We start from the raw sequence: 21242 nt of genomic DNA on the forward strand, positions 1-21242 counted from the left end.
GCCGAGTACTCTATCCAGCTGAGCTATGAGTCCGTGGTTGGTAGTTTTAGGCCAGGTTACCACTGGCTTGTTGAAGTGCCCTTGCAAGCAAAACCACTTCAAAAGTGGCGGACTCAGCAGGATTCGAACCTGCGACCGCTCGGTTCGTAGCCGAGTACTCTATCCAGCTGAGCTATGAGTCCGTGGGGTAGTTTTAGACCAGGTTACCACTGGTTGATTGAAGCAGCCTTGCAGGCAAAGCCACTTCAAAAGTGGCGGACTCAGGAGGATTCGAACCTCCGACCGCTCGGTTCGTAGCCGAGTACTCTATCCAGCTGAGCTATGAGTCCGTGTCTTGCTGTGCCATTCAGATCGCTTGAAGCGCTCTAGGCAAATAATGGCGGTGAAGGGGGGATTCGAACCCCCGATACCCTTATGAGGTATACTCCCTTAGCAGGGGAGCGCCTTCGGCCACTCGGCCACCTCACCGCAACACGAGGCGAATATTAAACACACCCTTCCTCGTTTGCAACCCTTTTTTTGAAAAAAACTTCAAAAAAATTAAAGGCTTGGCTCCTCGTCCTTCTCTTTCTTGATCCGCAGGTAGATTTCCTCGCGGTGAACGGCCACTTCTTTAGGCGCGCTCACGCCAATACGCACCTGGTTGCCTTTGACACCCAGGACCGTCACGGTGATCTCACCGTCACCAATGATCAGGCTCTCGGCGCACCGACGAGTCAGAATCAGCATAGTTTTCTCCTCACATGAATCTTCAGGGACAACAGTCTTTAAAAGCAGGGCCTGGCCGGGGACGACGGCCTGGGCCCAGGTCAACCCGCCAATGGCGCCTGGACAGGGACACCATCAGCGGCCAGAAACACGAAGGGCGCGGCAAGCCGCGCCCCTCCAGGCAGCGTGTCACTCACCCTGTCGGGCGGGAGCGTCGAGCTCGAACGCGGTGTGCAGCGCGCGTACGGCTAGCTCCAGGTACTTCTCTTCGATAACCACCGAGACCTTGATCTCGGAGGTGGAGATCATCTGGATGTTGATGCTCTCCTTGGCCAGTGCTTCGAACATGCGGCTGGCAACGCCCGCGTGGGAGCGCATGCCGACGCCGACGATCGATACCTTGGCGATCTTGGTATCGCCGACCACTTCACGCGCGCCAATCTCGCGGGCGGTGTTTTCCAGCACGCTCAGCGCCTTCTCGTACTCGTTGCGGTGTACGGTGAAGGTGAAGTCGGTGGTGTTATCGTGCGAAACGTTCTGCACGATCATGTCCACTTCGATGTTCGCGGCGCTGATCGGGCCGAGGATCTTGAAGGCAACGCCTGGGGTGTCCGGGACGCCACGAATGGTCAGCTTGGCCTCATCGCGGTTGAAGGCGATACCGGAAATGATCGGCTGTTCCATGGATTCCTCTTCATCGATGGTTATGAGGGTACCCGGACCCTCCTTGAAGCTGTGCAGCACGCGCAGCGGGACGTTGTACTTGCCGGCGAACTCCACCGAACGGATCTGCAGCACCTTGGAGCCGAGGCTGGCCATTTCCAGCATCTCCTCGAAGGTGATCTTCTCCAGGCGCTGGGCCTGGGGCACGACTCGCGGGTCGGTGGTGTAGACGCCGTCGACATCGGTGTAGATCTGGCACTCATCGGCCTTCAGGGCCGCCGCCAGGGCCACGCCGGTGGTGTCGGAACCGCCACGACCGAGGGTCGTGATGTTGCCGTGCTCGTCGACACCCTGGAAACCAGCCACCACCACCACGCGCCCGGCCTTGAGGTCGGCACGGATCTTCTGGTCGTCGATCTGCAGGATGCGCGCCTTGTTGTGCGCGCTGTCGGTGAGGATGCGCACCTGGTTGCCGGTGTAGGACACCGCCGGCACGCCGCGCTTCATCAAGGCCATGGACAACAGGGCGATGGTGACCTGCTCGCCGGTCGAAACGATCACGTCCAGCTCGCGCGGCTCCGGTTTGTCGGAGATCTGCTTGGCCAGGTCGATCAGGCGGTTGGTTTCCCCGCTCATCGCCGACAGCACGATCACCAGGTCGGTGCCTTGCTCGCGGAATTTCTTGACTTTGTCGGCAACCTGCTCGATCCGCTCGATGGAACCGACAGAGGTACCGCCAAATTTCTGTACGATCAACGCCATTTCAAAGGTGCCTCAGCCCACAAGGGCCCCAAAAAACAATCCAACATGAAGCGGCCGGTGACTAGACCACCGGCCGCCCCATCTCAAAGACCCTGCTCGGCGAACGGCACGGCCAGGGCCAGGGCCTGGTCCAGCGCGGCGACGTCGACGCCACCGCCCTGGGCCATGTCCGGACGACCGCCGCCCTTGCCACCCACCACTGCAGCGGCTTGCTTCATCAGATCGCCAGCCTTGAGTTGGCCGGAGAGGTCCTTGGTCACGCCAGCCACCAGCACGACCTTGCCCTCATGCTCGCTGCCCAGCAGGATCACTGCATGGCCGAGCTTGTTCTTCAGTTGATCGACGAGCGCCAGCAGGGCCTTGCCATCCTGCCCATCCAGGCGGGCGGCGAGGACCTTGGCACCCTTGACCTCAACGGCCGCATTGGAGAGATCGTCCCCAGCGGCGCTGGCGGCCTTGGCCTGCAGCTGCTCGAGCTGCTTTTCCAGCTGGCGGTTGCGCTCGAGCACAGCCGACAGCTTGTCGATCAGGTTGTCGCGATTGCCCTTGACCAGCTGCGCGGCCTCCTTGACCTGCTCCTCGGCAGCGTTCAGGTAGGCCAGCGCGGCGGCGCCGGTGATCGCTTCGATACGGCGCACGCCAGAGGCCACGCCGCCTTCGCTGGTGATCTTGAACAGGGCGATGTCGCCGGTGCGCTTGGCGTGGATACCGCCACACAGCTCGACGGAGAAATCACCGCCCATGCTCAGCACCCGCACGGTGTCGCCATACTTCTCGCCGAACAGCGCCATGGCGCCCTTGGCCTTGGCGGTCTCGATATCGGTCAGTTCGGTTTCCACCGGCGTGTTCTTGCGCACCTCACGGTTGACGATATCTTCCAGGGCCTTGATCTGCGCAGGCGTCACCGCCTCGAAGTGGCTGAAGTCGAAGCGCAGGCGCTGGCTGTCGACCAGCGAGCCTTTCTGCTGCACGTGCTCGCCCAGCACCTGGCGCAGCGCTTCGTGGAGCAGGTGGGTGGCCGAGTGGTTCAGCGAGGTGGCGTGCTGCACCTCGGCATCGACATGCGCCTCGACCGTGGCGGCAATGGTCAGTGCGCCACTGGCAACGATACCGTGGTGCAGGAAGGCACCGCCGGTCTTGGTGGTGTCGCGCACGTCGAAGCGCGCAGCGCCCGCCTGCAGGTAGCCGGTGTCGCCGACCTGGCCGCCGGACTCGGCATAGAACGGCGTGCGGTCGAGCACGACCACGCCCTCCTCGCCTTCGCCCAACTGGTCGACCGACTGACCATCCTTGTACAGGGCGACGATCTTGCCCTGGCCTTCGGTGGCATCGTAGCCGAGGAAGTCGGTGGCGGTATCGACCTTGACCAGGCTGTTGTAGTCCATGCCGAAGGCGCTGGCGGAACGAGCACGCTCACGCTGGGCCTCCATCTCGCGCTCGAAGCCGGCTTCGTCGATGGTCAGCTCGCGCTCGCGGGCGATATCGGCAGTGAGGTCCATGGGGAAGCCGTAGGTGTCGTACAGCTTGAACACCACGTCGCCCGGTACCACCTTGCCCTGCAACTGGGCCAGGTCCTGCTCGAGGATGCGCAGGCCCTGCTCGAGGGTCTTGGCGAACTGCTCTTCCTCGGTCTTGAGCACGCGCTCGATGTGCGCCTGCTGGCCCTTGAGCTCTGGGAAGGCTTGACCCATCTCGGCCACCAGGGCGGCGACGATCTTGTGGAAGAAGCTGCCCTTGGCGCCCAGCTTGTTGCCGTGGCGGCAGGCGCGACGAATGATGCGGCGCAGCACGTAGCCGCGGCCTTCGTTCGACGGCAGCACGCCGTCGGCGATCAGGAAGCCGCAGGAACGGATATGGTCGGCGACCACTTTCAGCGAAGGCTGGTCGTCGTTGCTGCAGCCGATGGCTTCGGCTGCGGCGCCCAGCAGGCTCTGGAACAGGTCGATCTCGTAGTTCGAGTGCACGTGCTGCATCACCGCGCTGATGCGCTCCAGGCCCATGCCGGTATCCACCGACGGGGCGGGCAGCGGGTGCAGGACGCCGTCGGCGGTGCGGTTGAACTGCATGAAGACGTTGTTCCAGATCTCGATGTAGCGGTCGCCGTCTTCTTCCGGCGAGCCGGGTGGGCCGCCCCAGATGTCGGCGCCGTGGTCGTAGAAGATCTCGGTGCATGGGCCGCACGGGCCGGTATCGCCCATGGTCCAGAAGTTGTCGGAGGCGTACGGGGCGCCTTTATTGTCACCGATACGCACCATGCGCTCGGCAGGCACGCCGACTTCCTTGGTCCAGATGTCGTAGGCTTCGTCGTCGCTGGCGTAGACGGTGACCCAGAGTTTTTCCTTGGGCAGGTTCAGCCACTTGTCCGAGGTCAGGAAGGTCCAGGCGAAGGTGATGGCATCGCGCTTGAAATAGTCGCCGAAGCTGAAGTTGCCCAGCATCTCGAAGAAGGTGTGGTGACGGGCGGTGTAGCCGACGTTTTCCAGGTCGTTGTGCTTGCCGCCGGCGCGCACGCACTTCTGGCTGCTCACGGCGCGGGTGTAGGCGCGCTTCTCCTGGCCGAGGAAGCAGTCCTTGAACTGGTTCATGCCGGCGTTGGTGAACAGCAGGGTCGGGTCATTGCCCGGGATCAGGGAGCTGGAGGCAACGCGAGTATGTCCCTGCTCTTCGAAGAAGCGGAGGAAGGCTTCACGGATTTCTGCGCTTTTCATAGGTTCTTCCACGGAAACGGCGGCCACACGTCGAATCGACGAAACGACGGCAAAGGGCCGCATTATATCGGTCCTGCAGTCTCGGTGCAGTGGGTTTATGCGATAGCGACCGCCAATCGGGCGGTTTGTCGGACTAAAGCGAGTGAAACGACATGACCGCGATGCTAAAGCCAGCGTTTCGCTACTGGCAAGCCAATTACCGCCCAGGCGGTAGGAAAATGGAATAGATAGTGAATTAAATACCTTTCATGAACGATTGGATCCCGTTCCAGGTGTTATCGGGATACCGCATCAACACCCAGACACCCCCTTAGTTTGTAGGCCCATTCCTTGACAAGACAGCGCGCCATGAGCCTCGACACCCTCAAGGTCATTCGACCTGCACAAGCCACCACAGACACCTTTGCGCTGCCCTACGAAGATCACCTTGTTGCGGTGGAACGCGCCGCGGGTCAACTGCTGATCACCGCGCTGCCAGGAGTCAGCGAAATGCTGGTCGATACGCGACCGCTGGCGCTCAGGGTACAGATCGCCACCACCTGCTACGAGCTGGTGCTACCCGCCCCGCATACCGCGATACTAAGAACCGGAAATGGTCCTGACAGCGTGCATCTGAAGGCCGACCCAAGCACCAGGATCATTGTCGAAACCGCCGCGGGCAACGACAAGATTCTCCTGGAAGGCAAGGAGCAAGCCCCGGACGACTCATCGCAACGCCCTGGGGGCCGAGTGATAGTGGCGACCGGCAGCGGCGACGACCACATCATTGTCACGGGCCTGCAGCGGGTGCAGGTTCATGCTGGCGAGGGCAACGATCTGATCTACAGCAGCGCCGCGCACACCTGGGTCAACACCGGTGAAGGCGATGACACGGTGATCGCGGGGACGGACCAGCTGACGCTTGCGCGTGCCGGCACACAGACCTTGCCCACGCACTATGCGCACAGCTTCAAGATCGAAGGCGACGCACGCTACATCGAGCAGATGACGCGACTCCTGCAGCGCCTGCACGCAAGCCCAACCGCCTCACGATTGCTCCAGGACCTGGCCGCCAGGAGGGTCACCGTCACCTTGCGCTACACGTCAGTCACGGACAATGCCTTCGCGGGCTTCGACAGGCGGCTCGGCGACCCCAGGATCAAGGCCAACGGTCAACGAGGCGATCGCATTCTGCACAGCGAGATCCTGTTCAACCCGCACATGCAGGTTCCAGGCGCCCCCCCGCTGATCGCGCTCTATCACGAACTTTGTCATACCTGGAACTACGCCACCGGCAGCGTCGCGGGCCAAGGCGAGCTGCAAGCCGTTGGGCTGGCGACCGGCGAAGCGCCATTTGATTTCGATGACGACCCTTCGACCGCGGATACCGCGAGCAATCCGGCACCGTTCAACGAGAACGCGTTACGTGCAGAAATGGGCCTGCCACCTCGCCTGGCCTATCGCTGAGCAGTCAGGCCAGCGCGCTGTCCTCGGCCGGCACTATCAGGATGCCGGCCCGCAGCCCGTTCTTCACCTTAGGGTTGGGGAAAATGATGCGCGCGCCCTCCTCCTCCACCACCCAGCGCGTCTCGGCGAGGTCCTCGGCCAGCAGGTAGCCCTTGCTCAGCTCGGAGAAGTTCTCGATGTCCGCTGGCAGGTGCAGGTGGAAGCTGTCGCTGTGCTTGATGATTTCGCGAGCGACGCTGAACAGCTTGAGGCCGTCCAGGCTCTGTTCGGTCTGGGGCTCGGTGTTTTCGATGAGGTGGATCAGGCGCGTTTCGAGCTTGTCGAGGTTGACTTGCTCGTTCTGCCCGAAGGGGCGGGCCTTGCCCAGTTCCAGGGTGAAGGCTTCGGCATCGAGTTGCTCATAGGTGAACGCGCTGAAGGTGATCGACGACTTGCTCTGCAGCAGCACCGCCTCCATGCCGGCCGCCGCCAGGCGGGCCAGCTCGCGACGGGAGTGCTTGCGCCCTTCCTTGTAGGGATACAGCGCGAACTGCTCGATCTTCGACCCGCGAATGGCGGTATGCAGGTCGTAATGCAGGCGGGCGCGCTCGGGCTTGCTGAAGAACACCCGGGCAAACTGCTCCAGCTCGGCGGCCCGCAATGCCTCGAAACCACTGGAAAGCTCATGCCGGCCATTGAACAGGCGGTTGATGTCCTGCTCGATAAAACGCTCACCCTTGCGGATCGCCGGCGGATTGCCAAACAGGAACAACACTCGTGCACGCGGCTGGATGGAGCCATCGGCCACGCCATGCAGGAGCTTTTCCAGCAACTCGATCGGCGCCGTCTCATTGCCGTGGATACCAGCCGACAGCAACAGGTCGAGGCCACTGTCCTCGCCCTCGGGCGGACGCACTTCCAAGGCGCCCTCCCCCAACCAGCGCAAACGCACGCCCCTGGGCGTCACTTGGGTCTTCTCGGCCGGTTCGTGATCGGTCAGGGTCAGCTCAAGCAGTTTGCCAAGGGCGAGCATGGGCACTTCCTTAGTGGTGGTGGCCGCAGTCCGGGCCGTGGACGTGGTCGTCGTCACCGGCATCGGCCGGTTCCATTTCCAGTTGCAGGCTGACCAGGTTGGTGGCCATCGGGCGCAGCAGCAGGTTGGCGTACTCGGTGTCGTCTTCCTCGACATCCACGCCGATCAGCAGTTGGCCGCGGCCATCCTGCTGAATCCATACTTCCTTGCCTTGCCAGACCACGGCAAAGCGGGTGCAGGAAGTTTCCAGCTGGGTGCCGTCTTCATCTTCCAGGATCAGGCGCAGGGCGTCGGACATTGCAATTTCTCTCTTCAAGGTTGGCATTGGAACGGATAGACCGAACCCAGCTTGAGGATCTGGGTCAGTTCATCCAGTGCCGTGCGGCATTCCACCAGCAACTGCGGGTCGGCCAGGTCCGCCTCGCCGAGGCGATCGCGGTAGTGCTTGTCGACCCATTGCACCAGGGTGTCGTACAGCGGGGCGGTCATGATAACGCCTTGGTTGACCGCCGCCAGTTCGTTTTCCTTCAACGCCACGCGCAGGCGCAGACAAGCCGGGCCGCCGCCGTTCTGCATGCTCTGCTTGAGGTCGAACACCTTGACCTCCTTGATCGGGCCGCCCTGGCTGGTCAGCTGGCCCAGATACGCCCAGACGCGCTCGTTATTGCGGCACTCCTCCGGCACTACCAGCAGCATCGAGCCGTCCTCGCGGCTGAGCAGCTGGCTGTTGAACAGGTAGGAACGCACCGCGTCCTCCACCGTCACCGCCAAACGCGGCACGCAGATGGCCTGGAAGTTGCCACCTTTGCTGGCCAGTTTAGCCTGCAGCTGGCCAAGCACCGCGTCGGTGTCGAGGAAGGCATCCTCGTGGTAGAACAGCACCTCACCGTTGCCCACCGCGATCACATCGTTGTGAAACACACCCTGGTCGATCACTGCCGGGTTCTGTTGAGCGTAGACCACGCCATCGTCGCGCAGGCCGTGCAACCGGGCCACCGCCTGCGAGGCCTCCAGGGTCTGGCGCGCCGGGTACTTCTGCGGCGCGGGGTAGCGGCTGTCGAAGGCACTGCGGCCATAGACGAAGAACTCGACGCCGGCATCGCCGTAGGCACGACAGAAGCGGGTATGGTTGGCCGCGCCCTCGTCACCGAACTGGGCAACCGCCGGCAGTGCCTGGTGATGGGCGAACACCTTGTCGTCATTGAACATGGCGCCCAGCACGCGACTGGTGGTTGGGTGCTCGATGCTGCGGTGGTACTTGCAGTTGAGGTTGGCGGCGGTGAAGTGCACGCGGCCGTCGGCGGTGTCGGCGCTGGGGCTGACGGTGGCGGCGTTGGCCACCCACATGCTCGAGGCCGAGCAACTGGCCACCAGCAGCGGCATGGCCTCCTTCGCGGCGCGCTGGATCACTTCGGCGTCGCTGCCGGTGAAGCCCAGGCGACGCAGCGCTGCCACGTCCGGGCGCTCCTGTGGCGCCAGCACGCCCTGCTGGAAGCCCATCTCCATCAGCGCCCTCATCTTCGCCAGGCCCTGGCGCGCCGCCTCGCGTGGGTTGGAACCTTGCTGGCTATTGCTCTGCGAGGCCACGTTGCCGTACGACAGGCCGCCGTAGTTGTGGGTCGGCCCCACCAGGCCATCAAAATTCACTTCATAGGATTTCATCGGCTAGGCTCCGAGACCTGTTGTTATAGGGTGACGCCCGGCGTCAGGGTCGCCGGCAGTGCAAGGCTCGCGGTCTCCAGCGAAGCCACGGGGTAGGCGCAGTAGTCCGCCGCGTAGTAGGCGCTGGCGCGGTGGTTGCCGCTGGCGCCGACGCCACCGAACGGCGCGCTGCTGGCGGCGCCGGTCAACTGCTTGTTCCAGTTGACGATGCCAGCGCGGCTGCGCAACCAGAAGTGCTGGTAACGGGCGTTTGAGTCCGACAACAGGCCGGCGGCCAGGCCGTACTGAGTGTTGTTGGCTTCATCGATCGCCGCGTCGAAATCGGCGTAGCGAATCACCTGCAGCAGCGGTCCGAAGAATTCTTCATCCGGGCGCTCGGCCACCGCGCTGACATCGATGATGCCGGGCGTGAGCAAGGCGGCATTGGCCTGGGGCTGGGTCATTGGCAACAGCGCCACGGCGCCCTTGCCGAGCAGTTCGGCCTGGGCCGCCAGCAGCGCGCGCGCGGCTTGCAGCGAGATCACCGAGCCCATGAACGGCGCCGGCTGCTGGTCGAAGGCACCGACGCTGATACCACGACTCACCTCCACCAGGCGCGCGAGCAACTGGTCGCCCCAGGCGCCCTGGGGCACCAGTAGGCGGCGCGCGCACGTGCAGCGCTGGCCGGCCGAGATGAAAGCCGACTGGATGATGGTGTAGACCGCCGCGTCGAGGTCCTTGACCTCATCGACCACTAGCGGGTTGTTGCCGCCCATCTCCAGCGCCAGGATCTTGTCCGGGCGACCGGCGAACTGTTGGTGCAGCAAGTTGCCGGTGCGGCTGGAGCCGGTGAAGAACAGGCCATCGATACCTGGGTTGGCGGCTAGCGCCACGCCGGTTTCCCGAGCGCCCTGGACCAGGTTGAGCACGCCCGCCGGCAAACCGGCCTCGACCCAGCACTGCACGGTCAGCTCGGCGACCTTCGGGGTCAGCTCGCTGGGTTTGAACACCACGCAGTTGCCGGCCAGCAGCGCCGGAACGATATGGCCGTTGGGCAGGTGGCCTGGGAAGTTGTATGGGCCGAACACGGCGACCACGCCGTGGGGCTTGTGCCGCAGCACGGCAGTGGCGTCGGCCAGCGGGCCGCTCTTCTCGCCGGTACGCTCGCGGTAGCTCTGCACCGAGATGGCGACCTTGTTGACCATGCTGGTCACTTCGGTGGCCGATTCCCACAGCGGCTTGCCGGTTTCCTCGCCAATGCAGCGCGACAACGCCTCGGCATTGGCCTTGAGTTTCTCGGCGAAGGCCTCCAGCACGCCAATACGCGCATCCAGGCTCAGCGATGCCCAGCCGGGGAACGCCTGACGGGCAGCCTGCACGGCATTATCTACCTGCGCGGCATCGGCGCCCTGCCCTTGCCAGATCACCGCCTGGGTGACGGGGTTGAGCGACTGCAGGGCTTCGCCCTGGCCAGCCAGCCATTGGCCGGCGATGTAATGCGTGGTCATTTACTGGGCCTCCCGGCTGGCGGACAGTGGCACCGCGCGCACATTGTCACCCGCGCCCAGGCGCAGGCGCTTGGCGGTCTGCGGATCGACCACCAGGGTGCCGGCGGCGAGGCGCGCCGGTGCGGCGGTGATGCGGCAATCTTCGCGCTTGCGGTTGTGGATGATATAGGGTGTGGCGTCGTCGCCCGGGGTGCCGACGGCCAGCACCAGGGTCTCGCTGTCACGCACGGCGCGGATCTTCGAGGTCTCGCACTCGATGGCCGGGCCCGCATCGAAGATGTCGACGAAGCCCTGGTAGTTGAAACCTTCGCGCTTAAGCATGGCCAGCGCAGGCTCGGTGTCGGTATGCACGCGGCCGATGACATTGCGCGCGGCCTCCGAAAGGAAGCAGGTGTACAGCGGGAACTTGGGCATCAGTTCGGCGATGAACGACTTGTTGCCCACCCCGGTGAGGTAATCGGCCTGACTGAACTCCATCTTGAAGAAGTGCCGGCCCAGGCTCTCCCAGAACGGCGAACGCCCCTGCTCGTCTGACATGCCGCGCATCTCGGCGATGATCTTGTGGCCGAACAGCTCGGGGAATTCGGCGATGAAAAGCATCCGCGCCTTGGACAGCAGGCGACCGTTGAGGCCGCTGCGATGGTCGCCACGCAGGAACAGCGAGCACAGCTCGGAGTTGCCGGTCAGGTCGTTGGCCAGGAACAGGGTCGGGATTTCGCGGTAGATCTTCAGCTCCTGCGAAGCGCTGACGGTCAGGCCGACCCGATAGTTGTACCAGGGCTCGCGCAAGCCGACGGCACCGGCGATGGCGCTGATGCCGACCACCAACCCTTCGTCGTTCTCCAGCACGAACAAGTAGTCGGTATCACCCCGCTCGGCCTCGCCACGGAAGCTTTTCTCGGCCCAGCCAACGCGCTGGCCGAGGCGCTCCTCGTTGGCCGGGAGCGTGGTCAGCCCAGTGGTGCCGGTGCTGCGAGCCAATTCGATCAGCGCGGGTAAATCGCTGCTGCGTACAGGACGAACGATCATGCTATCTCCTTGTGCGGCGGTCAGCGCCTGCCGCGAAACTCTCTGTTGCGGCCAATCAGACCGCGACCAGGCGCACGCTGGCGCCTTCGCCGACACCCAGGGCCTCGACGGCCTCGCTGCTCAGGCTGACCGGTTTGCCCGGCACCCAGTCCAGCTCCAGCAACACCGCGCGGTAGTCCTGCAATTGGCCGTTGCACACCAGGTACGGGCGACCGCCCTTGACCGGGGCGTCGTCGAGCTTGACCGGCACCACGCGGCTCTGGGCGATCGAGCGGATGCCCGAGGTGCGTGCGTGCAGGGTCGGGCCACCGTCGAAGATGTCGATGTAGTGCTCGGTCTCGAAGCCTTCGCGCATGAGGATGTCGAAGGTGATCTGCGCCCGCGGGTGCACCTGGCCCATGGCCTCTTGCGCGGCGTCGTCCAGCAGCGGCACGTAGATCGGATAGTGCGGCATCAGCTCGGCGAGGAAAGTGCGGCTCTTCAAGCCGCACAGGCGCTCGGCGTCGGCATAGTTGAGGTCGAAGAAGTTGCGCCCGATGGCATCCCAGAACGGCGATTCGCCCTGCTCGTCGCTGAAACCGACGATTTCGGTGACCACCGAATCGGCGAAACGCTCGGGGTGCGCAGCCATGAACAGCAGGCGACCGCGCGAGTTGAGCTCGGCGAAGGCGCTGTTCACCAACTCCGGCAACACGTAGAAGCTGGTCAGCAGGCTATTGCCGGTAAGGTCGTGACACAGCGACAGGACGTGGATCTTGTTGTGGATCTTCAGCTCGCGCGAGGCGTGTACGAAGGTCTCGTTACGAAAGCTGTAGAACGGCTCGGAATAACCGGCCGAGGCGACGATGGCCGAGCAGCCGACCAGCTTGCCGGTGGCGCTGTCCTCGAGCACGAAGAAATAGCTCTCCTCGCCGTTGAAGCTCACTTCGGCGGCGAACGAGGTTTCCGAGGCGGCGATCTTGTCGCCCAGGCGAGCGGTGTCATCCGGCAACGAGGTGACACCAATGGGGCTGTCGGCAGCCATGCGCTGCACTTCGTTCAGATCCGCCATTTGCGCGGGGCGCATCACCAGCATGGTGTCACTCCTTTCGGGAAAGCGCGCCGATCACATCGGCACGGAAAAACGACGGGCACGCGCCACTACCTGCAAGCAGGCCCGCACTGGAATTCAGGGATCGCCGACCCAGGCCAAAACCCGGGCCGACGAAGGGTGGATCAGCCTTGCGTCAGCTTGCGCACGGCGCGTTCGAAGCGTGCCAGGCCTTCGTCGATGTCGGCGTCCTCGACCACCAGGCTCGGGGCGAAGCGCACTACGTCGGGACCGGCCTGCAGGACCATCACGCCTTCCTTCTCGGCGGCATTGAGGATGTCCTTGGCCTTGCCCTTCCAGGCGTCACTGAGCACGCAACCGATCAGCAGGCCGACACCGCGCACCAGGGTGAACAGGCCGGTTTCCTGGCCGATCTTCTCCAGGCGGGTCTTGAAGCGCTCATGTTTGGCCTTGATGCCCGCCAGGGTTTCCGGAGTGTTGACCACATCGAGCACGGCGCAGGCGACGGCACAGGCCAGCGGGTTGCCGCCATAGGTGGTGCCGTGGGTGCCGACGGCCAGGTGCTTGGCCAGGTCGCTGGTGGTCAGCATCGCGCCAATCGGGAAGCCGCCGCCCAGGCTCTTGGCGCTGGTCAGGATGTCCGGGGTGACGCCGTAGTGCTGATAGGCATACAGCGAGCCGGTACGGCCAACGCCGGTCTGCACTTCGTCGAAGATCAGCAGGGCATTGTGCTCGTCACACAGCTTGCGCGCGCCTTCCAGGTAGGCCTTGTCGGCCGGGACCACACCGCTCTCGCCCTGAATCGGCTCGATGACCACGGCGCAGGTCTTGTCGCTGATCTGCGCTTTCAGCGCTTCCAGGTCGTTGTACGGCACGTGGCTGATGCCGGTGATCTTCGGCCCGAAACCGTCGGAGTACTTGGGCTGGCCACCGACGCTGACGGTGAACAGGGTCCGGCCGTGGAAGCTGTTGACGGTGGCGATGATCTCGTGTTTTTCGGGACCGAAACGGTCATGGGCGACACGCCGGGCCAGCTTGAAGGCGGCCTCGTTGGCTTCGGCGCCGGAGTTGCAGAAGAACGCGCGTTCGGCAAAGGTGGCGTCCACCAGCTTGTGCGCCAGGCGCAGGGCCGGCTCGTTGGTGAACACGTTGGAGACATGCCAGAGGGTATTGGCCTGCTCGGTTAGCGCCTTGACCAGCGCCGGATGGCAGTGGCCCAGGGCGTTGACCGCGATGCCGCCGGCGAAGTCGATCAGCTCGCGGCCGGTCTGGTCCCACACTCGGGAGCCCTCGCCTCGCACAGGAATGAAGGCCGCCGGGGAGTAGTTGGGAACCATGACCTGGTCGAAATCGGCACGTTGCACCGGGGCTTGCTCAACGGACATCTGAGTCTCCTGAAGAGGAACGCTGGCCTGGAAGTGGCGAGCGATGGAGGGATTGTAAGGACTGATCGGCGCCTGTCCTTGCTGCCAGGCGACAACTTGTTACAGCGCCAAACCCTGTTTTTGCAAGGTTTTCGGCAATGCGACAAACACTGTCGCAATCGCGCAGTGTAACGGCAGCAGGGGGTGGCGGGGAGATGCTCGGTGAGAATTGGGTGAACGGGTGTTCACATATACAAACCGCATCGCGGGGCAAGCCCGCTCCCACGAGCAATACACTGCGCGAAAGCGGGCTTGCCCCACGCTAGCGTCTTTGCTGGCTGGGAGGTCTTCAGCCGCGCTCGGCCGGCGCCGAACTCAGTTCGAACGGGCTGCTGCTGCGGCGCTGGTTGCGATCCTCTCGCGGCGTGGCACCAAAGAAATTACGGTACGCGCTGGAGAAATGCGGCCCGGAGGAAAACCCGCAGGACAAGCCGATCTGGATGATCGACTTGCTGGTCTGCATCAGCATCTGCCGCGCCTTGTTCAGCCGCAGCTCCAGGTAATACTGGCTGGGCACGCGATTGAGGTACTGCTTGAAGATCCGCTCCAGCTGGCGCCGCGACACGCATACATGCTGGGCGATCTCATCAGTGGTCAGCGGCTCTTCGATATTGGCCTCCATCAGCAGCACCGCCTGGGTCAGCTTCGGATGACTGGAACCCAAGCGGTTCTGCAGCGGAATGCGCTGGCGCTCGCCCCCCTCGCGAATACGCTCGACCACCAGTTCCTCCGACACCGCTCCGGCCAACTCGGCACCGTGGTCGCGGGCCAGCACCGCCAACAGCAGGTCGGTCACCGCCATGCCGCCGCAAGCAGTCAAACGATCACGATCCCAGTCGAACAGGTGGCTGGTGGCGATCACCTTGGGAAAGCGCTCGGCGAAGTCATCCTGCCAGCGCCAGTGCACCGCGGCGCGGTAGCCATCGAGCAGGCCCAGCGCCGCCAATGGGTACACCCCGGCGGACAGCCCGCCGATCATGCAACCCCCGCGCGCCAGCTGCTTGAGCGCGGTCGACAGTGCCGAACCGACGGCCGACGGCGGCTCATCGGCCAACAGGAACAGCTTGTGACAGCCCTCGAGGCGACCGTTCCACGCCTCGCCCGGCAAACGCCAGGCCCCCTCCTGCGCAGCCTCGGCCTGCAAATAGGCGAGTTCGTAGACCACATCCGGATGCACCCGCTGGGCCACCAGCAACACCTCTTCCGCCAGCGCCAGGGTCAGCGGCTTGGTGCCGGGCCAGATGAGAAATCCGATTCGCTGGGTGGTCATAGGGCGTGGTCCAAAACCTGGAAAGGAAGGTTCGCGCTCGTCGCGCCGGGGCATGCAACGTGCGTTGCGCAGCATGCCCCATCATGGTGCAAAAGTGCAGCCTTTACTTGAGGCTGCCAGACAGGAACTGCTTGAGGCGCTCGGACTGCGGGTTGACCAACACCTCGCGCGGGCAGCCGCGCTCTTCGACCAGGCCCTTATGCAGGAACACCAGCTGGTTGGAGACCTCGCGGGCGAAGCCCATCTCGTGGGTGACCACGACCATGGTGCGGCCTTCCTGGGCCAGCGACTGCATGACCTTGAGCACATCGCCCACCAGTTCCGGGTCGAGCGCCGAGGTCGGCTCGTCGAACAGCATCACTTCAGGCTCCATGGCCAGGGCACGGGCGATGGCCACGCGCTGTTGCTCACCGCCGGACATGTGCCCGGGGAAGGCATCCTTGCGATGGGCGACACCCACCTTGGCCAGGTAGTGCTCGGCCTTTTCCAGCGCTTCTTTCTTGTTCACGCCCAGCACATGCACCGGCGCCTCGATGACGTTTTCCAGCGCGGTCATGTGCGACCACAGGTTGAAATGCTGGAACACCATCGACAGGCGCGAGCGCATGCGTTGCAACTGCTTGGGGTCGGCGGCCTTGAGCGCGCCGTCCTTGCCGGCGACCAGCTTGAGCTCTTCGTTGTTGAGCAGGATCTTGCCCGCGTGCGGCTGCTCGAGCAGGTTGATGCAACGCAGGAAGGTGGATTTGCCCGAGCCGCTGGAGCCGATGATGCTGATCACGTCGCCCGCCTTGGCTTCGAGGGAGACGCCCTTGAGCACCTCGTGGCTGCCATAGCGCTTGTGCAGGTCTTGGATTTGCAGTTTGTACATGCTGTCGGTTCTCACAGAGCGGTCAGTGCTTGCGCGGCGCCAGGTAGCCGAGCCAACGGCGTTCGGCCAGCTTGAACAGGCGCACGAGGATGAAGGTCAGGCACAGGTAGAACACGCCCGCCGTGATATAGGCCTCGAAAGGCAGGTAGTACTGGGCGTTGACCGTGCGCGCGGCACCAGTGATGTCGATCAGGGTGACGATCGACGCCAGGCTGGTGGTCTGCAGCATCATGATCACCTCGTTGCTGTACTGCGGCAGCGCCCGGCGCAGCGCAGAGGGCAGCAGGATGCGGCGGTACATTTTCATGCGCGACATGCCGATGGCCTTGGCCGCCTCGATCTCGCCATGGGGCGTGGCCTTGAGGCTGCCGGCGATGATCTCGGCGGTGTAGGCGCTGGTGTTGACGGCGAAGGCCAGGCAGGCACAGAAGGTCGCGCTGGACAGCCACGGCCACAGGAAGCTCTCGCGCACCGCCTCGAACTGGGCCAGGCCGTAGTAGATCAGGAACAGCTGCACCAGCATCGGCGTGCCGCGAATCACATAGGTGTACAGCCAGGCGCTCATGTTCACCAGCGGCTGCTTGGACACCCGCATCAGGCCCAGCGGGATGGCCGCCAGCAGACCGAAGAACAGCGACAGCGCCAGCAGCTTGAGGGTGGTCAGCAGCCCGCCGATGTACAGCGGCAGCGCCTCCCAGATGACGTTGTAGTCGAAGATCATAGTTCAGCCGCCTTGACGCCCACCGAGTAGCGCTTCTCGAGATACTTCAACGCCAGCAGCGAGACACTGGTCAACACCAGGTACAACGCCGCCACCGCCAGGAAGAAGGTGAAGGGTTCGCGGGTGGCGTCGGCCGCCTGCTTGGCCTTGAACATCATGTCCTGCAGGCCGACCACCGAAATCAGCGCGGTCGCCTTGGTCAGTACCAGCCAGTTGTTGGTGAAGCCCGGGATCGCCAGGCGGATCATCTGCGGCACCATGATCCGGAAGAATACCTGCACGCCGCTCATGCCATAGGCGGCACCGGCCTCCGCCTGCCCCTTGGGAATACCCAGGAACGCGCCGCGGAAGGTTTCCGACAGGTACGCGCCGAAGATGAAGCCCAGGGTACCGATGCCGGCCACCAGCGGGTTCAGGTCTATGTAATCGTCATAGCCGAGCAGCGGCGCCACCCGGTTGATGATGTCCTGGCCGCCATAGAAGATCAGCAGGATCAGGACCAGGTCAGGGATGCCACGGATCACCGTGGAGTACAGGTCCCCCAGCCAAGCCAACCAGCGCACCGGCGACAAACGCAGCGCCACGCCGATCAGGCCGAGGACGATGGCCAGGGCCATCGACGACAGGGCGAGCTGTAGCGTCAGCCACGCCCCGTCGAGGATGACTGCCCCATAGCCTTTCAACATGATTCGGATTCCTCAGGGCTTGGGAATGAAAAATGGTGCAAACCTCAGAGATTCTGCTGTTTGCACCATTGCACAGGTGAAACTCGATGGTTACTTCGAGTCTGGACCGTAGATGTCGAAGTTGAAGTACTTCTTCTCGATCTCTTTGTATTTGCCGTTGGCGCGGATCGCGTCGATGGCGGCGTTGATGCGCTCGGCGTTGGCGGTGTCGCCCTTGCGCACGGCGATACCGACGCCATCACCGAAGTACTTGGTGTCGGTGAAGGCCGGACCGACGAAGGCGAAGCCCTTGCCTGCATCGGTCTTCAGGAAGCCGTCCTCGAGCAGGGTGGCATCGGCCACGGTGCCGTCCAGGCGGCCGGCGGCGACATCCAGGTAGATTTCATTCTGGGTACCGTAGGGCACCACGGTGGCACCTTGCGGGGCCAGGACTTCCTTGGCGAAACGGTCGTGGATCGAACCGCGCTGCACGCCGATCTTCTTGCCCTTGAGCTCAGCCAGACTGTCGCTGACGGTGGTGCCTTCCTTCATCACCAGGCGCGCCGGGGTCAGGTAGTAGCGCTTGGTGAAGTCGACCGACTTCTTGCGATCGTCAGTGATCGACATGGACGACAGGATGGCGTCGATCTTGCGCACTTTCAGTGCCGGGATCAGGCCGTCGAACTCCTGCTCGACCCAGGTGCACTTGGCTTTCATCTGTTCGCACAGGGCGTTGCCGATGTCGTAGTCGAAGCCCGCGAGGCTGCCATCGGGCTGCTTGAAGGCGAAGGGTGGGTAGGCGGCCTCGATACCGATCTTCAACGGCTTCTCATCGGCCTGCGATACCAGGGAAAACACGGAAAGCGCCAGGGCGCCAAGCAGTGCGAGCTTCTTCATCAGGTAACTCCATCGGTACGGGGCAATACAAGGCAGTTGTAACGGCTGCCCGATATGCGAATGGGTACAACGCGAGCCGCGCAGGGTTCGACCAAGGTCGCAGACCACGAGCGAGTGAGTGGCATTTTAGCGACAGCCCGGTAGTCGATATTTCTTCAAAGCGACAACTAGTTACAGAAGCGCCTGGAACCGCGGCGGGCGATATTGACAGCTCCTGCGAATTATGCAAGAGCAAAAAAGAAATAACCCATACACATAGCAATAAGCGGGCCCATTATTCGCAAACCCTTGTATTCCGGCAAGCGCAGCGTGCCTGAATGCAAGAAATGCTGTCAGAAACGCGGCTTTTGCGCACATGAATGTTTCGCGATGCCCCGATTTTGTGCGAAATCGGTGACAACAAGGGTTACCGATGAATGTCGGAGTAACACCCCCGTCAGTAAAGCAAAAACCCCGCCGGCTGCCCGGCGGGGTTTCAGTTGGCGACCAGATCGCGGGGCAAGCCCCCACGCAGGCCGTGGGCGCGGCCTTGCTCCGCGACCGCGCTCAGGCCGACGCCAGGCTCATCGCCTTGTGGGTATCGATCAGGTGCTGCACCACACCAGGGTCGGCCAGGGTCGAGATATCGCCCAGGGCGTCGTACTCGCCAGTGGCGATCTTGCGCAGGATCCGGCGCATGATCTTGCCCGAGCGAGTCTTCGGCAAGCCCGGCGCCCACTGGATCACATCCGGCGAAGCGATCGGGCCGATCTCCTTGCGCACCCAGTTCTTCAGCTCCAGGCGCAGTTGCTCGCTGGGCTCCTCACCGGCATTGAGGGTGACGTAGACATAGATGCCCTGCCCCTTGATGTCGTGCGGCACGCCCACCACCGCGGCCTCGGCGACCTTGGCATGGGCGACCATCGCGCTCTCGATCTCGGCGGTCCCCATGCGGTGGCCGGAGACGTTGAGCACATCGTCCACCCGGCCGGTGATCCAGTAGTAGCCATCCTCGTCGCGACGGGCGCCGTCACCAGTGAAGTACATGCCACGGAAGGTCTTGAAATAGGTGTCGACGAAGCGGTCGTGGTCGCCGTACAGCGAACGCGACTGGCCCGGCCAGGAATCGAGAATCACCAGGTTGCCCTCGGCGGCGCCGTCGATCAGGTTGCCCAGGTTGTCCACCAGCGCCGGCACCACGCCGAAGAACGGACGGGTCGCCGAGCCCGGCTTGAGGCCGGTGGCGCCTGGCAGCGGGCTGATCAGGATGCCGCCGGTTTCGGTCTGCCACCAGGTGTCGACGATCGGGCAACGCTCCTTGCCGACGGTCTTGTAGTACCAGTTCCAGGCCTCGGGGTTGATCGGCTCGCCCACCGAACCCAGCAGGCGCAGGCTGGAGCCATCGGCACCGGCCACCGCTGCCTCGCCCTCGGCCATCATGGCGCGGATGGCGGTTGGCGCGGTGTAGAGAATATTGACCTTGTGCTTGTCGACGATCTTCGACACCCGGGTGATATCCGGGTAGTTCGGCACGCCTTCGAACAACAGTGTGGTAGCACCATTGGCCAGCGGACCGTAGACGATGTAGCTGTGGCCGGTGACCCAGCCCACGTCGGCGGTGCACCAGTACACCTCGCCCGGGCGGTAGTCGAACACGCGCTCGTGGGTCAGCGCCGCGTACACCAGGTAACCGCCGGTAGTGTGCAGCACGCCCTTCGGCTTGCCGGTGGAGCCGGAGGTATAAAGGATGAACAGCGCCTCCTCGGCGCCCATTTCCTTGGGCGCGCAGTGGCTGGAGGCAACCTTCATCAGGTCTTCGAACCAGATGTCGCGGTGCTGGTGCCAGGCGATGTCGCCACCGGTGCGCTTGCACACGATGATCTTCTGCACGCTGCTGGTTTCAGGGTTGGTCAGGGCCAGGTCGACATTGGCCTTGAGCGGGGTGCGCCGGCCACCACGCAGGCCTTCGTCGGCAGTGATCACCACCTTGGACTTGCAATCGATGATGCGCCCGGCCAGGGCCTCTGGCGAGAAGCCGCCGAACACCACCGAATGGATCGCGCCGATGCGCGCGCAGGCCAGCATGGCGACCACGGCCTCGGGGATCATCGGCATGTAGATGGTGACCACGTCGCCGCGGTGCACATCTTGGCCACGCAGGGCGTTGGCAAACTTGCAGACCTGCTCGTGGAGCTCGCGATAGGTGATGTTGCGGTGCTCGGAAGGGTCGTCGCCCTCCCAGATGATCGCCAACTGGTCGCCGCGCGTTTCGAGGTGGCGGTCCAGGCAGTTGTAGGAGACGTTCAGAGTGCCGTCGGCGAACCACTTGATATCGACATGGTGGTCGTCGAACGAGGTCTGCTTGACCTTGGTGAAAGGCTTGATCCAGTCCAGACGCTGGGCCTGCTCGCGCCAGAAGCCGTCCGGGTTGATCACCGATTGCTGGTACATGGCCTTGTAGGTGGCCTCGTCGGTCAGGGTACTGGCCGCAACCTCGGGACGAACGGGATACAGTGGAGCCGCACTCATCTGTGTTACCTCGGTGTAATAGTTGTTTTTGTATGGAACCGTTTGTAACTGTACCAGAGCGGCAAACACCATTCGACGTTGGTAGTAACGCGCTGCCCCGACCACTCGGTGCTTTTGCGCAACCGCTCTAGCCCATGGCACTCAGCCACTTCAGCCAGAAAAAACCGCGCAGTACCGAGGGATTGTTACAGATTCTGTCAAAAGACTTTATCAAAACCCGCTCTGTTTCAGCCCGGGCCAGCCTCCTAGAATTCACCTCGCCAGCAACGGCAACGCGATTAACTTGGTAACAGCCCCCACGAAGGCAACGTTAATCCGTACTTCATCCTGATAGTTGAAACTTGCTGTACTCGCGGCGCCA

Annotated in this window: 17 protein-coding genes and 3 tRNA genes; 1 reads left to right on the forward strand and 19 read right to left on the reverse strand. The window is 63.4% G+C overall.

Translation table 11 applies throughout. From position 1 onward, the window contains the following. Nucleotides 1–105: 105 nt before the first annotated feature. The 6 genes from ACODS5_RS21975 to alaS all read right to left on the reverse strand — a co-directional run bounded on the left by ACODS5_RS21975 (nucleotide 106) and on the right by alaS (nucleotide 4841). Nucleotides 106–182 (reverse strand) — tRNA-Arg (locus tag ACODS5_RS21975). A gap of 70 nt (nucleotides 183–252) precedes the next feature. Then, nucleotides 253–329 (reverse strand) — tRNA-Arg (locus ACODS5_RS21980). Between the two features lie 48 nt (nucleotides 330–377). Beyond that, nucleotides 378–468: transfer RNA gene (locus ACODS5_RS21985), tRNA-Ser, on the reverse strand. A 72-nt stretch (nucleotides 469–540) separates the two neighbouring features. Then, nucleotides 541–729, reverse strand: coding sequence for a carbon storage regulator CsrA (gene csrA / locus ACODS5_RS21990; RefSeq protein WP_003254503.1), 189 nt, complete (start codon nucleotides 727–729; stop codon nucleotides 541–543). A 168-nt stretch (nucleotides 730–897) separates the two neighbouring features. Continuing rightward, a complete protein-coding gene (locus ACODS5_RS21995; RefSeq protein ID WP_134690881.1) occupies nucleotides 898–2133 on the reverse strand; it encodes an aspartate kinase in 1236 nt (411 codons plus the stop codon). A gap of 83 nt (nucleotides 2134–2216) precedes the next feature. Continuing rightward, on the reverse strand, nucleotides 2217–4841 hold the full coding sequence (alaS, locus tag ACODS5_RS22000; RefSeq protein WP_167659458.1) for an alanine--tRNA ligase: 2625 nt from the start codon (nucleotides 4839–4841) through the stop codon (nucleotides 2217–2219). 348 nt (nucleotides 4842–5189) lie between these two features. Here alaS and ACODS5_RS22005 point away from each other — a divergent pair, with 348 nt between their 5' ends. Beyond that, nucleotides 5190–6287, forward strand: a complete 1098-nt coding sequence (locus ACODS5_RS22005) for a M91 family zinc metallopeptidase (protein WP_489109644.1) — start codon at nucleotides 5190–5192, stop codon at nucleotides 6285–6287. Between the two features lie 4 nt (nucleotides 6288–6291). On the opposite strand, the gene astE is transcribed toward ACODS5_RS22005, so the two are convergent. The 13 genes from astE to acs form a co-directional block, all read right to left on the reverse strand. Then, the gene (astE, locus tag ACODS5_RS22010; protein ID WP_489109645.1) at nucleotides 6292–7299 is read right to left on the reverse strand and encodes a succinylglutamate desuccinylase; all 1008 of its coding nucleotides are present in this window, start codon (nucleotides 7297–7299) and stop codon (nucleotides 6292–6294) included. Nucleotides 7300–7309: 10 nt separating this feature from the next. Beyond that, complete coding sequence (locus ACODS5_RS22015; protein WP_134690889.1) at nucleotides 7310–7597, reverse strand: topoisomerase II; 288 nt, start codon at nucleotides 7595–7597, stop codon at nucleotides 7310–7312. A gap of 14 nt (nucleotides 7598–7611) precedes the next feature. Continuing rightward, nucleotides 7612–8961 carry an N-succinylarginine dihydrolase gene (gene astB, locus ACODS5_RS22020; protein ID WP_134690891.1) on the reverse strand — a complete coding sequence of 450 codons (1350 nt, stop codon included), beginning with the start codon at nucleotides 8959–8961 and terminating at the stop codon, nucleotides 7612–7614. A gap of 23 nt (nucleotides 8962–8984) precedes the next feature. Continuing rightward, the gene (gene astD, locus ACODS5_RS22025) at nucleotides 8985–10448 is read right to left on the reverse strand and encodes a succinylglutamate-semialdehyde dehydrogenase (RefSeq protein ID WP_134690893.1); all 1464 of its coding nucleotides are present in this window, start codon (nucleotides 10446–10448) and stop codon (nucleotides 8985–8987) included. Next, complete coding sequence (gene astA, locus ACODS5_RS22030; protein ID WP_134690895.1) at nucleotides 10449–11477, reverse strand: arginine N-succinyltransferase; 1029 nt, start codon at nucleotides 11475–11477, stop codon at nucleotides 10449–10451. Between the two features lie 55 nt (nucleotides 11478–11532). Next, the gene (gene aruF / locus ACODS5_RS22035; protein WP_134690897.1) at nucleotides 11533–12552 is read right to left on the reverse strand and encodes an arginine/ornithine succinyltransferase subunit alpha; all 1020 of its coding nucleotides are present in this window, start codon (nucleotides 12550–12552) and stop codon (nucleotides 11533–11535) included. A gap of 140 nt (nucleotides 12553–12692) precedes the next feature. Further along, nucleotides 12693–13913: an aspartate aminotransferase family protein gene (locus ACODS5_RS22040; protein ID WP_489109646.1), complete on the reverse strand. Its 1221-nt coding sequence runs from the start codon at nucleotides 13911–13913 to the stop codon at nucleotides 12693–12695. 328 nt (nucleotides 13914–14241) lie between these two features. Next, entirely contained in the window at nucleotides 14242–15222 is a 981-nt protein-coding gene (argR, locus tag ACODS5_RS22045; protein WP_167659459.1) for a transcriptional regulator ArgR, read from the reverse strand. Between the two features lie 103 nt (nucleotides 15223–15325). Next, a complete protein-coding gene (locus ACODS5_RS22050; protein WP_011534967.1) occupies nucleotides 15326–16090 on the reverse strand; it encodes an ABC transporter ATP-binding protein in 765 nt (254 codons plus the stop codon). A gap of 22 nt (nucleotides 16091–16112) precedes the next feature. Beyond that, complete coding sequence (locus ACODS5_RS22055) at nucleotides 16113–16811, reverse strand: ABC transporter permease (RefSeq protein ID WP_134690911.1); 699 nt, start codon at nucleotides 16809–16811, stop codon at nucleotides 16113–16115. Further along, nucleotides 16808–17497 (reverse strand): ABC transporter permease, encoded by a 690-nt coding sequence (locus ACODS5_RS22060; protein WP_028691070.1) that lies wholly within the window; start codon nucleotides 17495–17497, stop codon nucleotides 16808–16810. The genes ACODS5_RS22055 and ACODS5_RS22060 overlap by 4 nt, the downstream gene beginning before the upstream one ends. 90 nt (nucleotides 17498–17587) lie before the next feature. Next, entirely contained in the window at nucleotides 17588–18373 is a 786-nt protein-coding gene (locus ACODS5_RS22065) for an ABC transporter substrate-binding protein (RefSeq protein WP_023630943.1), read from the reverse strand. A gap of 546 nt (nucleotides 18374–18919) precedes the next feature. Beyond that, nucleotides 18920–20881, reverse strand: a complete 1962-nt coding sequence (gene acs / locus ACODS5_RS22070; RefSeq protein WP_489109647.1) for an acetate--CoA ligase — start codon at nucleotides 20879–20881, stop codon at nucleotides 18920–18922. Nucleotides 20882–21242 lie beyond the last annotated feature (361 nt).

Source organism: Pseudomonas sp. FG47, assembly GCF_057809115.1.

Bases quoted from the DNA above. Each gene is read 5' to 3' on its own strand.
- astD (WP_134690893.1), bottom strand. From the start codon at position 10,448: ATGACCACGCATTACATCGCCGGCCAATGGCTGGCTGGCCAGGGCGAA.
- ACODS5_RS22050 (WP_011534967.1), bottom strand. From the start codon at position 16,090: ATGTACAAACTGCAAATCCAAGACCTGCACAAGCGCTATGGCAGCCAC.
- aruF (WP_134690897.1), bottom strand. From the start codon at position 12,552: ATGCTGGTGATGCGCCCCGCGCAAATGGCGGATCTGAACGAAGTGCAG.
- ACODS5_RS22060 (WP_028691070.1), bottom strand. From the start codon at position 17,497: ATGTTGAAAGGCTATGGGGCAGTCATCCTCGACGGGGCGTGGCTGACG.
- ACODS5_RS22005 (WP_489109644.1), top strand. From the start codon at position 5,190: ATGAGCCTCGACACCCTCAAGGTCATTCGACCTGCACAAGCCACCACA.
- ACODS5_RS22015 (WP_134690889.1), bottom strand. From the start codon at position 7,597: ATGTCCGACGCCCTGCGCCTGATCCTGGAAGATGAAGACGGCACCCAG.
- ACODS5_RS22040 (WP_489109646.1), bottom strand. From the start codon at position 13,913: ATGTCCGTTGAGCAAGCCCCGGTGCAACGTGCCGATTTCGACCAGGTC.
- argR (WP_167659459.1), bottom strand. From the start codon at position 15,222: ATGACCACCCAGCGAATCGGATTTCTCATCTGGCCCGGCACCAAGCCG.
- ACODS5_RS22065 (WP_023630943.1), bottom strand. From the start codon at position 18,373: ATGAAGAAGCTCGCACTGCTTGGCGCCCTGGCGCTTTCCGTGTTTTCC.
- alaS (WP_167659458.1), bottom strand. From the start codon at position 4,841: ATGAAAAGCGCAGAAATCCGTGAAGCCTTCCTCCGCTTCTTCGAAGAG.
- acs (WP_489109647.1), bottom strand. From the start codon at position 20,881: ATGAGTGCGGCTCCACTGTATCCCGTTCGTCCCGAGGTTGCGGCCAGT.
- ACODS5_RS22055 (WP_134690911.1), bottom strand. From the start codon at position 16,811: ATGATCTTCGACTACAACGTCATCTGGGAGGCGCTGCCGCTGTACATC.
- astB (WP_134690891.1), bottom strand. From the start codon at position 8,961: ATGAAATCCTATGAAGTGAATTTTGATGGCCTGGTGGGGCCGACCCAC.
- astE (WP_489109645.1), bottom strand. From the start codon at position 7,299: ATGCTCGCCCTTGGCAAACTGCTTGAGCTGACCCTGACCGATCACGAA.
- astA (WP_134690895.1), bottom strand. From the start codon at position 11,477: ATGATCGTTCGTCCTGTACGCAGCAGCGATTTACCCGCGCTGATCGAA.
- ACODS5_RS21995 (WP_134690881.1), bottom strand. From the start codon at position 2,133: ATGGCGTTGATCGTACAGAAATTTGGCGGTACCTCTGTCGGTTCCATC.
- csrA (WP_003254503.1), bottom strand. From the start codon at position 729: ATGCTGATTCTGACTCGTCGGTGCGCCGAGAGCCTGATCATTGGTGAC.